This window comes from Pseudoalteromonas sp. 5Ae-yellow (genome assembly GCF_014077565.1).
Taxonomy (GTDB): Bacteria; Pseudomonadota; Gammaproteobacteria; order Enterobacterales; family Alteromonadaceae; genus Pseudoalteromonas.
Genome location: NZ_JACGWD010000089.1, coordinates 1 through 15,155, shown reverse-complemented (window position 1 = coordinate 15,155; position 15,155 = coordinate 1). Strand labels below are relative to the sequence as shown.

Here is a 15,155-nt window from a genome sequence, read left to right as displayed (position 1 = left end):
AAACAGCGCCGATGATAGTGTAGCATTTGCTATGTGAAAGTAGGACATTACCAGGCTTCAAATTGTAGAGAGCCCGACTAGAAATAGTCGGGCTTTTTTACGTCTGCAGAAAAGTAAAATACGCGCAGTTAACACTCACATCAACACCTATCACGTAGGGCGAGCGAAGCGACTTCCGACGCTAGAATCACACCAAAAGCCCTCAATATCTCTGCACGCCGATAAGTATGTAGCATTTGCTAGGTGACTCTCCACCGCTGTAGGCACTACGACATTCTACTGCGTAGCGTACCTACTTCACATTGTAGAAAGCCCGATTCGAAAGAGTCGGGCTTTTTTACGTCTGCAGAAAATCATGCGTGAGTTATTATGGTTCATTTAATTATCTATTAAACACTCAACTGAATTGCATATTTAATTAGGTAGAGATACTTCTAATAAAGCACTAAAGAAAGCTGTACTATTACAGGTGTTTTAAAATAACTATAACGAGAAAAATATGAAATTATTAACTGCAGCAACTCTAATACTTGCTTCATCGACAGCTTTTTCACGCCCTGCACCTTTAGTGTCTATCCCTACTCATGATGCCTTTTTTAATAGTATTGCAGCGCATTGCGGTAAAGCTTTTGAAGGTGAAGTAGCGGTAGATAACGCGAAGGGGCCAAGCTCATTTACAGATAAAAAGCTGGTTATGCATGTACGTAAATGTAGCGAGACTGAGTTACAAGTACCGTTTCATGTAGGAGACGATGCATCACGTACGTGGATCATAACTAAAACGGGTAGTGGCTTGAGTTTAAAGCACGATCATCGTCATAAAGATGGAACAGACGACGCATCAACTATGTATGGTGGCCATACGCTTGATGCAGGGTTTGCGCAAATGCAGTCGTTTCCAGCAGATCAATACTCTAAAGAGTTATTCGTAAAAGAAGGCATTGCACAGTCTGTAGGTAATACATGGCAAATGTATATTTACCCAGAAGTATTTACTTATCGATTAATTCGCCAAGGACGTGAGTTTAAGGTGGATTTTGATTTAACGAAACCGATTACTCCACCATCAGCACCTTGGGGTTATAAAGACTAAGGTTACTTACCCTTGTTTGTATCTTCTTTAGTTTCGCATTGTAGTAAAACACTTAAATCTGGTTGATAAGCACGTGGTTTTGTTGGAAAGCGCTCGTACTCTTGCACGCCTTCAAGTATTTTCAACATAAAGGTGTTGCCACGACATAGACGGTCAGCATGGCGTAATAAAAATACACTTTGATTGGTAAAGTGTTTGTAATCGTCTGACTGGATTTCTATTTTATAGTTGTCTTCGCCAATTTTTGTTTGGTAGTAATGCACTTTGTTGTCAAAGTCGTAGAGCTTCTCTGTTTCGGCTTTTTCGGCAAGTGCAGTATTTGCACTCGAAAGAGCCACCAGTGTAGCGCCTATAAATAAGCGTGGTGTATTTATTCCTTTCATAAAATGTATCCTTTAATTTGCGAACTTTATACCCATTAATAAGAGTAATAAGATCGATTTCTTTACGTATTAGTCTAACACCCAAAAAGGGATAATGTGATGTTCAAACAAATAAAGCAGCTTTTTGCTGTATTCGATGATCAGGAACCTAGTATAGAGCAGCATGATTTAAAAACAGCGGTCGCTGCATTGCTTATTGAGGTTATGCGTGCTGATACTAAGCTTGACCATGATGAACAACGAACCCTGACTGTAACCTTAAAAAAATACTTTAATTTAACAGATGCAGAAGTTGAAGAGCTTACTAATAACGCAGCAAGTAGTTTAGATGGTGCTATTGACTACTTTCAGTTTTCAAAACAAATTAATGAGCATTGTAGTGCAGTTCAGCGCATTGAAATAATAGAACTGCTATGGCGCTTGGCTTATGCTGATGGAGAAATAGATCCTCAGGAGGACTACGTAATACGTAAAGTAGCGGGGCTTTTATATGTAACGCATACCGATTTTATCGCCGCAAAAATCGCGGCGACAAAGTAATTATTTAGGCGTGCAAGTTATTTTAACTTACTTGCAACGCTTACTAACTGATGAGCAAGTGCTGATACTTTTTCAGCTGTAACAGGTTCATTAATTTGCCCACTTTCATCAAACAATGTGTGTACAGCGGGTACTGCAAGTTGATCGGCAAGCACTAACGATCCAATACCACTTAATATATCTCGTACATGATTTAAACCGCGCAACCCACCAAGTCCACCTGGTGATGCTGAAAACAGCGCCACTACTTTATTGCGAAAAGCAGGAACAGCACCTTGTTCCGTGCGCGATGCCCAATCAATCGCATTTTTAAGTGCTGCAGTTATAGATCCGTTGTACTCTGGGCTTGCTAGTAAAATACCGTCAGCTGCACGTAGTTTGTCTTTTAAAAGCTGTACATCGCTTGGTGTACCTTGCGCTTCAATATCTTCGTTAAATAGTGGGATGTTTAATTCGTTTAGTTTTATTACTTCTACTTCAGCACCTGTTTGTAGAGCAAAACGTGCTGCCTCATTAATAATTTTTTGATTAAAGCTTTCTTGTCGAAGACTTCCTGCTAGGGCGATAATTTTTGGTGCTGACATGCTAGTGACCTTTTAGTGTTTAAACTTACAACGCTAATGTAGCAAAATTTTGCTTGTAGAAAACCCCAATAAACGCAACACTTGTGTGCGTAAATGCACATAAGTATAAGATAAGTAGCATGGCGATAAAATTTGAAGATTGGCAAGACGTTAAAGTAGCGTTTGAAGTAGCACGATTAGGCACGTTAACGGCGGCAGCAGAAGAGCTTAATGTACACCACAGCACAGTACTTAGGAGAATTAATAATCTTGAAAAAAACTTAAATGCACGCCTTTTTCATCGCCATGCCCGTGGTTACAAGGTTACTGAAATTGGCACCAAGTTATTTTCAACAGCACAAACTATCCATAGCTCCTTAGAGCAGTTACATAACGATATAGCAGCAGCCGATAGCACCCTTAGAGGGAGTTTATTACTAACGACGGTAAGTGGTTTTATGGATGTACTTGGTGATGTATGTGAGCAATTTCAGTCGCTACATCCACAAGTGCAGCTTGAGGTTATTTTAGAACAAAAAAGATTAAGACTCGATCACGGACAAGCACATATTGCAGTGCGTGCAGGCCCAAGACCTGATGAAGGCGATTATATTGCTCAGCATTTGGCGCAGCTTTCATCGGGTTTATACGCTAATAAACGTTACATTAATAAATACGGTATGCCTAAATTATTAAGTGATTTACAACAACATAACTTTGTATCGGGCGTGGCAGGTTTTAATGCCCGCGTGCCTTATTTTGCATGGGCTGATGAGCACATTCCTGCATCGCAAATAAAGCTGCGAGTATCTGAAACTGCAGAAGCGACTCGTGCAATCATTAAAGGGCTAGGCATTGGCGGATTACAACATGACGTAGCGGCGCAATATCCTGATTTAGTGCCTATATTGCACAGTGAGTTAAGCTGGCCTACCGATGTATGGTTAGTCACGCATCACTTAGTGCATCGTACTGCTAAAGTACAAGCTTTTGCAGGGTTGTTAAAAATACACTTTAGTAAGTTAGCTGCTAATCAATAGTTTTAGCAGCGTTTTAGCTGTATTTTAAATGATTATAGTGTTTTTTTTACTTCTATCCCTAGGCGTTTAGCCAAGCGTACTAAGTTTGCTCTATCTAATTCAAGCACTCTTGCTGCTGCTGACCAGTTGTAGTTATGCTTCTTTAGTTGCTCGGTAATTACGTTGTATTGCAACGATTCTACAGCTTGCTTTAAAGGTTGGTTGATTAAGGTGTTGGTTGTACTTTGGCTTGCTACTAGAGAGTTTTGCGGCGCACTCGGTGTTAAGTCACAGTGCTCGCTTGTAATGGTTATTATTGGATTTTGCCATTGGCTTTGTTTTGCTTTAAGGGCGCTGCGGCTAATGACGTGTTCAAGCTCGCGCACGTTACCTGGCCAGTTGTACTGATTAAGCAATACTTGCGCTTCAGGGCTTAGTTTTAATTGTTTTATCCCTAATTTACGGGCTGTTTGCTCGATAAAATAACCAGCTAAGAGTGTTATGTCGTGCTCGCGTTCACTAAGTGGTGGCACAGTAATAGGGTAGACACTGAGGCGATGGTATAAATCGGCTCTAAAGCGACCTTGAGCTACTTCTTCTTTTAAATTTCTGTTGGTTGCAGCAACGACGCGTACATCTACGTACTTTGGCGTGTCTTCTCCTACCGTTTGTATTTCGCCACTTTGTAGCACTCGTAATAGTTTACTTTGCATGGGCAGGGGCAGTTCGCCTATTTCATCTAAAAATAACGTGCCGCCATCAGCTAATTGAAATTTACCTTGGCGCGAATTTTGTGCGCCTGTAAAAGCCCCTTTCGCATGACCAAAAAATTCACTTTCAGCGAGGTTTTCGGGAAGCGATGCACAATTTAAGTGAATAAGCGGTTGATCTTTTCGAGCTGAATTTAAGTGAATATTACGCGCAACAAGTTCTTTTCCTACCCCTGTTTCACCTAATATCAGCACGCTAAAGTTAGATGCTGCAACGAGTTTAATTTCGTTTTTAAGTGTTTGCATTAGCGGACTTTGACCAATAATTTCACCGCCGTCCCGTGTTAACGCTTCACGATTTAGTTCTTGTACTAATGCACTTGAGTGCTGTGCATGCTGTTTGTAATGGGCAAGCTCTAAAGCTGTTTTAAAGTGCGCACTACACAGCGTTTGTAGGGTATTGAGTGTATCAGCGCTTATGCTGTTAAATGCATTGGCGTTAAGGCTATCAAACGTAAGTACGCCAAGTAGCGCGTTTTTATCATAAAGAGGTAAACCTAAACATGCATGTACCGGTATGTCGCCGGTTTTAGCTAATAGCAATCCGTCGTATGGATCAGGTAGTGGGCAGTCGTGCGCAAATTGAAGCGCGAGTGTGCTTTTGCAAATAGCTTCTAGGCGAGGGTGTTCTACTATTTTAAATCGTCTGCCTAAACTGTCGGGCATTAATCCTTTAATTGCCAGTGGTTTTAATTGTTCGCCCTGAAGCACTAATAACGCACTTGCATCACTTGGAATAACCCGCTCAACCGTTGCTAGTAATTGATCAAAGCTATGCTCGTGTAGTGTACTTTGAGCAAGCTCTAGAGCAACTTGTGTAAGGTTGAATTGCTGGTTCACGTCAAAATGACCTATTTGTGTTTTTATGAGTTAATTTATAGTAGGTCATAAAGACTCACACTGTAAAGTGATTTAATTTAACTTGTTGAATTTAATTAATTAAACTTGTTGGCACAGTATGTGTAATAGCTAAGTAACGTAGTTAGTTACAGAGATCGCCATGAACACACTAATGCTGAATAATTTAAATAATCAAACACAGTTTAGTTCACTGCATGAGGCACTAGCGTGCGCTGAATACTTTTTTGCTCAGTATGGTGTAGGGCAGGAAATAAAATAATGCGCCCTATAAACTTAACTGAGCCAATGCCAGCACGCGTTGCTATTCATCAAGTATCTCAATGGCCGTTATGGATGCTAGCTTTTAGGCCTTTCTTTTTAGGCGGTGGCTTATTGGCATTTTTGTCAGTGGGGTATTGGCTACTTATTTTAACAGGCCATGCAAGTTGGCACTTATCGATACCTGCGACATTATGGCACGCGCACGAAATGCTGTTTGGCTTTGCAGGAGTTGTAGCTGTTGGCTTTTTACTTACCGCAGCACAAACGTGGACAGGCGTGCCGAGCATAAGTGGCAAAGCTCTTATGTGGCTTACGTTTATATGGCTTGCAGCGCGCTTAGTATTTTTTCTAGTACTGCCAGATATTGCTCATTTTAATTTATATGCTGCACTTACATTACAAGTTATTTGGTGGTTAGGCGCCATAACCGCGTTGGCTAATATGTTATTAAAAGCCAATAGCAAGAGTAACTATCCGTTTTTAGCTATTTTAGCTGTGCTTTGTGGACTCAATGTATTGTATTTAATACTTGTTTTACAACAAAACATGCAGCTTGCACTTGGTGTGGTTGATACCGCAGTACTGGTAATTACTTTACTAGTTGGCATTGTTGCGGGCCGCGTTTTACCATTTTTTACCGCTAAAGGTCTAGGTTTAGCCGCACAAGTTCGCACTCCTAAAATAGATAAAGCGGTGATGTATTTATCTATTTTGGCGATCACTTTGTTTTTCATCAACAAGTTGTTTTTGAACACGATTAATCCTGCGTTAGTTGTTGCAACTGTTGCTGCGCTTCACCTGCTTAGGGCTGGTTGTTGGTGGGATAGCAAGGTATTGAGAGTGCCGTTGTTATGGTCTTTACATTTTTCCTACTTAGCGTTAGGCGTAGGGTTAATGATGGTTGCATTTAGCTTTTATAGCAGTGCAATACAATTTAAAGATGCGCTGCACTTAATCACTATTGGCACAATAGGTATGATGATTTTAGCAATGATGACGCGTGTATCACATGGTCATACAGGGCGTACACTCGCTATTCCTCATTACATGGCTGTTGCTTTTGCGTTTTTGCTTGTGGCCGCTATTACTCGTTCATTACTCCCTTTTATTATTGGGCCTCACCTTGCTTGGCAAATAAGTGCTTTGCTGTGGTTAGTGGCTTTTTCATTATTTTTAATTCACTGCACACCTATATTAACGCGGCGTCGTGTTGATGGGCGTCGTGGTTAGTTCATCCATAGGAAACACATATGTTATCTGATAAAACCATTGAGATTGTAAAAAGCACAGTTCCGTTATTAGCGCAGGCGGGTACGGTTGTTACCGATCATTTTTATAAGCGTTTATTTAGCCATAATCCTGAGCTTAAAAATATTTTTAATATGGCGAATCAAGATACAGGTCGTCAGCAATTTGCACTTTTTAATGCATTGGCTGCGTATGCACAAAATATTGATAATTTAGCCGTATTAAAAGAAGCGCTAACACGTATTAATCATAAGCATACAAGCTTGAATATTTTACCTGAGCATTACCCTATTGTAGGTGCACACTTAATTGGTACGCTTAAAGAGCTTCTTCCTGAGCAATTTACTCCCGATGTTGAATACGCTTGGCGCGAAGCTTACGGCGTACTTGCTGATATTTGTATAACCGAAGAAGCTGCTTTGTATGAGCACAGTAAAAATAAACACGGTGGTTGGGCGGGAACTCGCCAATTTGAAATAACCAACAAACAGGCCGAATCAGAACTAGTAACGAGTTTTACACTTACGCCAGTTGATGGCGAAGCTGTTATTACACATAAACCAGGGCAGTATTTAGGTATTAAAGTTAAGCCAGAGGGCGCTGAATATGAAGAAATTCGCCAGTATTCTATTTCACAAAAAAGTAACGCTAAAAACTACCGTATTAGTGTTAAAAAAGAGCTACAGCCAAAGCCTGGCATGGTGTCTAATTATTTACACTCATTAGAGCAAGGCACTATTGTTGAGTTATACCCGCCGGCAGGAGACTTCTTTTTACGCAATAACACAAGTCCAGTGGTTCTCATTTCAGCAGGTGTTGGGCAAACGCCAATGCTGGCTATGCTTGAAACGTTATTAAGTGACAATTCTAATCAAGAGATTATGTATTTACATGCTTGCGAAAATACTCAGCAACATTCGTTTTCAAAATATTTATATGATCTAACAGCGCAGAATAACCACTTGAAAACAATAACGTGGTTTAACCAAGCGACAGAGGGCGCTGACTTTACTGGGTTAATGAACCTAAATGCAGTACAAGCACAGCTACCATTGAGTAATGGCGACTTTTACTTATGTGGTCCTGCCGGTTTTATGGCATTTATAAAAAAGCAGTTACTTGAACTAGGTGTTAAAAACGAGCAGATTCATTATGAAGTGTTTGGTCCGCATGAAGACTTGTAATAACGCTTTAAAATAGAAAAAGGCGTACAGCGATGTGCTGCGCGCCTTTTTATAAACGCTAATAAAGTGCCTTATAACTCTTTACAGGTCACACCTTCAAGTACTGTAGTAAGCTCTTTTTTAGGATAGTAAAGCTCGCATTGGTTATTACGTAGTTGCAAAATAAACTTCTCAGATTTTATATTATGCGCGCCCATAATTACTCTGCCATCAGACCCTTTACTCATTGCATGATCAATTAGCAGTTCGCTACGTTTAGTAAATACGGAATCGGAAAGTGTTACTAATGCGCCTCCCTTAGCTTGTTGAATTGCCTGTTGTAGTGTTGCAATAACGCTAGGATTAACGCTCGTTAATATAGCGGGTTTAGCGGGATCACTATTTACACTTTGGCATCCACCTAAAGCGAATAAGGTAGCTAATGGGAGTACTAATTTAGCCATTACCTTTCCTCACTCAGTGTTGGCCAAGTTAAGTCCATATTACGCTGGGTAAATTGCTCAGGCATATTTAAAGGAATGAGAGATTCACGAGAGCTTGAAAAATTAGCTGGCTCTGCTTTTGCAGCAGCCGTTCTAATTGGGCAACTGCCATTTTCAACATGAAATAATGCGGTGGCTAAAACGGCCTCGTCACTGTCGCCTAACTGATGATCAAAGTCGTCTTCAATTTCACAACCTTGAACATCAGCATCAAATTGTGGCGTAGGGGTTGGTGTAAAACCCGCAGCGTATTCGCCAAATCCTTTGCTATTTACCCCACTAAACTGAATAGTATAATAGGTTGTTGCGCAGTTATGGGTTGGGGTAAAGCCATAGGGCTTACCGCAGGTCGTGTCACCAATTAAAATAACTTCTGCGTCTATACCCTTTAAACCATTAATAAAAGCTTCTGATGCCGAACAGGTGCCTGATGTGCTTAATACATAAACCTTTGATAGGTTTAAATCAGGTAGGTTTTCACCTGTGCTAAAAAAAGTAGAGTAATCTATTTCTTCATCAATAAATGGAAAAGGCGAATCAACGGGTTGTTTATCGTTTTGTTGGGTTTGATAATAAAAGCGGTTATTAACGTTGGCATTACCGGCAACCATATAAGCCAATTGAGCTGATAGCGCCAATAAGCCGCCGCCGTTATATCTAAAGTCGATTACAAGCTCATCAATACCATCGGTTTTAAACTTATTTACCGCGTCAATAAGCCCTTCTTGGGCAATGCTTATATGGCTATTAAATTGCATGTAACCCACGCTTGAACCATTTGCAGTCGGAATCGTTTTAACATTTTGAACTGGTGTTTGCTCAATATTACCAGCGGTTACATTAAATGTTTTTTCGGCGCCATCGTTACTGCGTACAACAATAGTATGTGAATCGCCGTTAGTTGGGCTAAATAAACCTTCGTTAAGCGTATCTACACCCGACTCTGTATTAGTATTAATGCTAACACCGTCAACTGAAAGTACAGTATCACCACGTTGAAAGCCTATTTGGCTTGCGGGCGAGTCATCTTCAAGATAAGCGACGCGTAAAATACGGTCGGCTGTATCGCCAATAAACGCCCAATTTATACCGTAACCAGAAGTAACGCCCGATTGCGCTTCTTGAAAGTAATCTTCAGTAGGTTCTGAAAAATGAAAGTTATCTTTTTTTGCCCCTGAGTCGGTAAGCTGCTCTGTTTTTAATTGAGCGAAGTAATCGGCTACTGTGCCAAAGCTTTCAGGATCGTTATCGGCAATCTCATCATACCAAAGGTAGGTTTCGTCGCTCCAAGAGCGAAGCCAGAGTTTTTCGTAAAGGGCAGAACCTGCTTGATCTGGGTAAGGCTCGTTGTTATTAAAGGGATCGTTACCCGTACGCGGGGTTTCGCAAAAGTTTTTTAAATCGTTAGAGGGTTCAAATACACCCGCAGTCCATGTTGGACTGCTACTAACAGGTGTTGTGACGATAGGCGTAGTAATTACAGGAGCAGAGTCGATGCCGCTACCGCCGCCACAACCCGTTAAAGCAAAGCCCGAAAGTGCTGCAAAAATGGCTAGCGAGGTTTTATTATTTTTAAACATAGTTAAGGACTTTCTGTAAATAAGTTGTTTAAAATATTACAACACTCGCTCATTTATTCAACATTTATAGCTTTGATTTATGTAAATGAGTGTTAAAGCTTAGAGCTTGCTCGCACTACTTGTATCTGCGAATGCTTGCTTTTGCCATGCATTAAATAACTTTTGCTGTTTATCAGAGACTTTTAAACCGTATGTTTTTTGCATGTAAGCGTAAGTGTCGGCTATACGTTTACGTGCATAGACAGGCGGTTCAACTACACGTTGCTTAAAGTTTACTTTTACTTCGCAGCGACCATACTGTGTGGCGTTTTCGCTAAGCATGCCAAAACGATAATTAGAGCGATCGGCATTAATTTCGCCAATAGCTGGCGCTAAGTTATTTATATCAGCTTCCATTTTTCTAAATTTAGCACTTACTTTACGGCAGTTTTTACGTCCGCCATCTTGCCAACATTGTAGCTGATGACCAAATTCCCACGCCGGAACAATATGTTCCCACTCAATGCGTAGTGCTCGCACATTTACTTTGCCTGAGCGGGTAAGTGTATTTCGAGGAATGTAACCACAGTTAGAAGGATCAGGAATGAGTTTTTTGCCTTCTTTTTTAATATCACAACCGCAGTAAATACTTTTGGCGTTGTCAGGGAGGGTTTTAATTAAATGTCTTTTAGCCGTTGAAAAACGGGTAAATTGTTCGGCAGATACCGAAAAACACACACAACAAGCCAGTAAGGCCAGAATAAATCGAGTCATATCCATCACAAATGTGAACTACAGGAACAGGCAGTTTAAAGCCTTGAAGATAAAAGATAAAGTTAACTTAAGGCCTGCACTTATATTACTAAAAAGTGTCCGATTAATTTTTTATTCAAAGTTATTTTCACTATTCATTTATTTCTTACTATTTATCGTATTTTAATCACACAAGATTATACGTTAAGGAGTATGCTTAAAGCTTACTCAATATGGGGATTTGGATTGCAAATGAAATTTGTTGATTATTATGCAGTGCTTGGAATATCGCCTGACGCAGACGATAAAGCAGTTAAAGTAGCTTATAAAAAGTTAGCCAGAAAATATCACCCAGATGTAAGCAAAGAGCCTCAAGCAGAAGATAAGTTTAAAGAAATAGCAGAAGCTTACGAAGTCATTCATAACAAAGAAGAACGCACTAAATACGACGAGTTACGCCGTCATCAACAAAATCGTGCTCGTCAACAGCAAGGTAATTATGGTGGTAACAATGCTTCATCGCAAAGTAATTATCAGCAAAGCGATCCTCAAACCGATCAAGAGTTTTCTGATTTTGTTAATTCAATGTTTGGCGGCGCCGGTGGATTCAATCGTTCCGGGCAGGGCAGAAGTAACGCCGCTCGCGCGCAAAAAGGACAAGATGTGGAAATAGAGTTCCCGATTTTTCTTGAAGAGACTTTAGTTGATACCGTTAAGCCTGTTGAGTTTATATTACCGCAGCGAGATAGTAGTGGTCGTGTCTCTGAAATTAAAAAATCACTTAAAGTGAAAATTCCCGCAGGTTCAGTAAATGGCGAACGAATTCGACTAAAAGGGCAAGGCGGATTAGGGTCAGCGAACGGGCAAAATGGCGATTTGTACTTACAAATTAGTTTAGTGCCCCACCCATTATTTGATGTTGAAGGTCATAACCTAAATATAGTCGTCCCTCTTGCACCATGGGAAGCGGCTCTTGGTACAAAAATAAATTTACCTACGTTGGCAGGCAAAATCCAATTAACTATTCCATCTAATAGTCAGTCTGGTCAACGCTTGCGTATTAAAGGTAAGGGATTAATGAGTAAAAAAGCCAAAGGTGATTTATTTGCTGTGCTTAAAATTGTTAATCCAACATCTGTTGATGATACCAGTAAAAAACTTTGGGAAGAATTAGCCGAAAAAGCTCACTTTGATCCCCGTAATAACTGGAGCAAGCCATAATGCAAATTATCGTGACACAAAAAGATGATTTACTTACTAGCAAAGAGCTATGTTTGAGTAGTGATATTAGCGAAGCAATTTTATATGAGCTAGTTGAGCACAATATTGCGGTTCCAATTGAGGGGAAGCATGTTACGCAGTGGCAATTTACGGTATCTGCAGTGACCTTAGTTAAAAAAGCGGCCCGTATTCAACATGACTTTTCGTTAGATTGGTCGGCAATAGCTTTAGTTCTACAATTGCTGGATGAGCGTGATGAGTTGATTTTCGAAAATGAAATGTTAAAGCGACATTTGAGTCGATTTAAACACTTGGAATAAAATCTGCCCTTGGGTACTTCCTAGGGCTTATTTACTCTTTGGTGAGAGTGCGCTAGTTCTTAAAAATCAATATGACTACTTTGATTTATTCTTACTTTTAATTCGGATAAATCGTTTTAGTCGTATGTTTTGCATAAGTAGTAATATTCCACTTAGGCAAAAAAGTACGCTGGTTGCTGCAAAACTAATAAGCAGCGGATTATTAAAATCCTCTCGCTCATCGTAATCCATAATATGTAACATCCAAAAAAAGTCGAAAATTCGCCATAGTGTGCTGCGAACGGTGATAACTTTGCCGTTATTTTCTGACAAATACAGTGTTGTGTTAAATGTGTCGTCAAATTGTACCTGCCAAACATTGGTTTTATATCCAACTTCTCGCATACCTTGCTTTAGCAGTACAGCGCTTGTTACTTGAGCATCAATAAGTAAGTGTGCTTTAGCATTTGCGGTAATTTGTATTTTAGTTGGCGGCTCAAAAGGCCGGCCTGTTATACCGTTAAAGCTTTGCTGTTCATCTTTATTTATTACTGTAATTATAGGTGTGGTTAAAAAGTTCTCAAAAATTATTTGTGTTGGATTAACCACCTGAGATGCAATATCGTCAAGGGAGGCAACATAATCAGCCTGCGTAAATGGGTTATTAAGAGTACGTGTTGCAAGATGCTCCCCATGAACTTTATCAAGAGGGATAGCGCTCATTACTAAACCACCTAATAGCCAAGCTAAAATTTGTAATGTGAGCAAATAACCGAGCCATTTATGTAACTTGCGAGCATACTTAAATATTTTTTTATTCATGTTTTAGTCTTATTATTTTTAGAGGCTAGTTTATTACATTAATGGGATTAGTTACTGCGACATTTTGTCGCAGTTTAAACTATAGCTTACTGTAATCATTTAAAAATAAAAAAGATTACACTTAAATTGCTAACATGACTTATTTGTTTAATTGAGCTGAGTGTTTGATATCCAGCTAGCTTTAAACGCTAAAAAATACTTAAAAGCTGCGAAATATCTATATAAAGTGGTTAATAGAGCATAGTTGATTTGGTATAACGGTAAAACTGCGTTAAAGTTTGCAATGAAATTATTAGAGGATAAATACGAAACGATGTCGGAAATTCAATTTTTAAATGTAGATCTTGAGCTTGAATCAAAGCAAGATATTAGTTTGCTAGTGGCAGACTTGAAAAAAGTCGCGACGATTTTACATTATGACAAAGACGAATACCGTCAATTAGCGCGTATTGAAGCAACAGGTGTAGTAAACACGCCTGACAAAGCAATAAACCATATATGTGAGCTTATTGAATCGTGTTCGCGTAACGCGCTAAAGCAATGGTTAAGCTGTTCACGTAGAACGTTTGATATTGGTTTTGAATCAGGCACTTCCCCTAAGTGCTTTAATCAAGCCTTAGATGCAGATACATTACTACGTATATCTGCGATTGGTGCGGGTATGGAAATTACAATTTACCCAATCGAAAAGTAACTACCTTCGCTCTACAACTGCTGCGGTCATTTTTGATACGCAGCACAGCTCATTGCGGCTATTTGTAATTTTTATTTCCCACACTGAACTACGTTTGCCAATATGAAACGCTCTTGCCGTTGCTGTTAAAGTGCCGTTGCGAGATGCTTTTAAATGACTTGCGCTAATTTCCTGGCCCACGCAGTAAAATTTTGTAAAATCGACAACAAAGTTAGCTGCATAGCTGGCAACTGTTTCGGCAAGTACAACGTTAGCACCGCCGTGAACCATTCCCATTGGGTTATGATGCTCAGGAATTGCCGGCATAGTGGCTACTAAGTAATCATCACCAATTTCAGTGACTTCTATTCCCATGGTTTTCATTAATGTTCCTTGGCCATCAATGCCTTGTTCTAACTGCTTGCACAGCTCTAAAGTGATGGGCTGGTACCAAATACTCATAATGACTCCTTTGCTTTTTTAATCATTTATAAACCTAGCTTTAGTTATACCCCTAAAATGTACACAAGTGAAATTACTTTGGCTATTTTAAGGCTTAATTTAAATTTGCGATTTTTATTTAACTGTATATACTCACAGTTAAATGTACTGTATGGAAAACCAGTTGTATGCGACCATTAACGAACCGCCAAGCTCAAATACTCGAACTAATTAAAGTTTTTATTAAAGACACTGGTATGCCTCCTACACGTGCAGAAATAGCGCAAACATTAGGTTTTAAAAGTGCCAATGCTGCTGAAGAACATTTAAAAGCACTTGCTAAAAAAGGCGCAATTAAAATGAAACCAGGTGCAAGCCGTGGTATTCAGTTAATTGAAGAAGAAGAGCCAGAACAATTAGGTTTACCGCTTATAGGGCGTGTTGCTGCTGGTTCACCTATTTTGGCGCAAGAGCACGTTGAAAGTCACTGCAAAATCGATCCATTAATGTTTAAACCGGCTGCAGATTTTTTACTACGCGTTAACGGTATGAGCATGAAAGATATTGGTATTATGGATGGTGATTTACTTGCTGTACATCGTACTCAAACCGCTGAAAACGGGCAAGTTGTTGTTGCCCGCCTAGACGAAGACGTAACTGTAAAACGTCTTGAGAAAGCGGGTCGTAAAGTATTACTTCATGCTGAAAACGACGATTTTGAATCTATTGAAGTAGATCTTGAGAATGAGTCTTTTAATATTGAAGGCTTAGCCGTTGGCGTTATAAGAAACGCTGATTGGATGTGACTTTAAAAATAGCTTTTAAACAAGCAGTTTTATAAATGCGTACTAATTAGTTAACACCACTCGTTTAAGAACGAGTGGTGTTTTTTCGTTTATACCTAACTGGATATTTTTGTGTCTTTGCGAGCACCGTTCGCGGATAAGCTTTTCGCTTTCTTTTCTCCGGTAATATTAGCCGTT

General features: G+C 39.7%; 17 protein-coding genes. 9 read left to right on the top strand and 8 right to left on the bottom strand.

All coding sequences use genetic code 11. The features are described 5' to 3' along the window. The first annotated feature begins 499 nt into the window (after positions 1–499). Entirely contained in the window at positions 500–1,093 is a 594-nt protein-coding gene (locus tag H4J63_RS17870; RefSeq protein WP_076925807.1) for a hypothetical protein, read from the top strand. A 2-nt stretch (positions 1,094–1,095) separates the two neighbouring features. Here the strand turns inward: H4J63_RS17870 and H4J63_RS17865 are convergent, their stop codons facing one another. Next, positions 1,096–1,476 carry a hypothetical protein gene (locus H4J63_RS17865; RefSeq protein WP_076925808.1) on the bottom strand — a complete coding sequence of 127 codons (381 nt, stop codon included), beginning with the start codon at positions 1,474–1,476 and terminating at the stop codon, positions 1,096–1,098. A 99-nt stretch (positions 1,477–1,575) separates the two neighbouring features. Here H4J63_RS17865 and H4J63_RS17860 point away from each other — a divergent pair, with 99 nt between their 5' ends. Next, positions 1,576–2,016 carry a TerB family tellurite resistance protein gene (locus tag H4J63_RS17860; protein WP_024599626.1) on the top strand — a complete coding sequence of 147 codons (441 nt, stop codon included), beginning with the start codon at positions 1,576–1,578 and terminating at the stop codon, positions 2,014–2,016. 17 nt (positions 2,017–2,033) lie between these two features. On the opposite strand, the gene H4J63_RS17855 is transcribed toward H4J63_RS17860, so the two are convergent. Further along, positions 2,034–2,600 carry an NADPH-dependent FMN reductase gene (locus tag H4J63_RS17855; protein ID WP_182197794.1) on the bottom strand — a complete coding sequence of 189 codons (567 nt, stop codon included), beginning with the start codon at positions 2,598–2,600 and terminating at the stop codon, positions 2,034–2,036. A 119-nt stretch (positions 2,601–2,719) separates the two neighbouring features. On the opposite strand from H4J63_RS17855, the gene H4J63_RS17850 reads away from it, so the two are divergent. Further along, positions 2,720–3,619: a LysR family transcriptional regulator gene (locus tag H4J63_RS17850; protein WP_182197793.1), complete on the top strand. Its 900-nt coding sequence runs from the start codon at positions 2,720–2,722 to the stop codon at positions 3,617–3,619. 32 nt (positions 3,620–3,651) lie between these two features. Here the strand turns inward: H4J63_RS17850 and norR are convergent, their stop codons facing one another. Then, complete coding sequence (gene norR / locus H4J63_RS17845; protein WP_182197791.1) at positions 3,652–5,208, bottom strand: nitric oxide reductase transcriptional regulator NorR; 1,557 nt, start codon at positions 5,206–5,208, stop codon at positions 3,652–3,654. A gap of 279 nt (positions 5,209–5,487) precedes the next feature. Between norR and H4J63_RS17840 the strand changes: the two genes are divergently transcribed. Next, a complete protein-coding gene (locus H4J63_RS17840) occupies positions 5,488–6,720 on the top strand; it encodes an NnrS family protein (protein ID WP_182197789.1) in 1,233 nt (410 codons plus the stop codon). A 20-nt stretch (positions 6,721–6,740) separates the two neighbouring features. After that, complete coding sequence (hmpA, locus tag H4J63_RS17835) at positions 6,741–7,922, top strand: NO-inducible flavohemoprotein (protein ID WP_024605008.1); 1,182 nt, start codon at positions 6,741–6,743, stop codon at positions 7,920–7,922. 71 nt (positions 7,923–7,993) lie between these two features. Here the strand turns inward: hmpA and H4J63_RS17830 are convergent, their stop codons facing one another. From H4J63_RS17830 to H4J63_RS17820, 3 genes are all read right to left on the bottom strand, one after another. Further along, positions 7,994–8,365, bottom strand: coding sequence for a hypothetical protein (locus H4J63_RS17830; protein WP_024605009.1), 372 nt, complete (start codon positions 8,363–8,365; stop codon positions 7,994–7,996). After that, entirely contained in the window at positions 8,365–9,984 is a 1,620-nt protein-coding gene (locus H4J63_RS17825) for a S41 family peptidase (protein ID WP_182197787.1), read from the bottom strand. Before H4J63_RS17825 ends, H4J63_RS17830 begins: the two co-directional genes overlap by 1 nt. A 99-nt stretch (positions 9,985–10,083) precedes the next feature. Beyond that, positions 10,084–10,737 carry an endonuclease gene (locus H4J63_RS17820; protein ID WP_029751761.1) on the bottom strand — a complete coding sequence of 218 codons (654 nt, stop codon included), beginning with the start codon at positions 10,735–10,737 and terminating at the stop codon, positions 10,084–10,086. Between the two features lie 231 nt (positions 10,738–10,968). On the opposite strand from H4J63_RS17820, the gene H4J63_RS17815 reads away from it, so the two are divergent. Next, the gene (locus tag H4J63_RS17815) at positions 10,969–11,937 is read left to right on the top strand and encodes a DnaJ C-terminal domain-containing protein (protein ID WP_033012758.1); all 969 of its coding nucleotides are present in this window, start codon (positions 10,969–10,971) and stop codon (positions 11,935–11,937) included. Then, positions 11,937–12,257 (top strand): chaperone modulator CbpM, encoded by a 321-nt coding sequence (locus tag H4J63_RS17810; protein ID WP_007584937.1) that lies wholly within the window; start codon positions 11,937–11,939, stop codon positions 12,255–12,257. Before H4J63_RS17815 ends, H4J63_RS17810 begins: the two co-directional genes overlap by 1 nt. A 75-nt stretch (positions 12,258–12,332) precedes the next feature. On the opposite strand, the gene H4J63_RS17805 is transcribed toward H4J63_RS17810, so the two are convergent. Continuing rightward, entirely contained in the window at positions 12,333–13,058 is a 726-nt protein-coding gene (locus H4J63_RS17805; RefSeq protein ID WP_024605012.1) for a membrane protein, read from the bottom strand. Between the two features lie 313 nt (positions 13,059–13,371). On the opposite strand from H4J63_RS17805, the gene H4J63_RS17800 reads away from it, so the two are divergent. Further along, positions 13,372–13,752, top strand: coding sequence for a hypothetical protein (locus H4J63_RS17800; protein ID WP_008138697.1), 381 nt, complete (start codon positions 13,372–13,374; stop codon positions 13,750–13,752). On the opposite strand, the gene H4J63_RS17795 is transcribed toward H4J63_RS17800, so the two are convergent. Then, positions 13,753–14,193: a PaaI family thioesterase gene (locus H4J63_RS17795; RefSeq protein ID WP_007584940.1), complete on the bottom strand. Its 441-nt coding sequence runs from the start codon at positions 14,191–14,193 to the stop codon at positions 13,753–13,755. 167 nt (positions 14,194–14,360) lie between these two features. Here H4J63_RS17795 and lexA point away from each other — a divergent pair, with 167 nt between their 5' ends. Further along, a complete protein-coding gene (gene lexA, locus H4J63_RS17790; RefSeq protein ID WP_007584941.1) occupies positions 14,361–14,978 on the top strand; it encodes a transcriptional repressor LexA in 618 nt (205 codons plus the stop codon). Positions 14,979–15,155 lie beyond the last annotated feature (177 nt).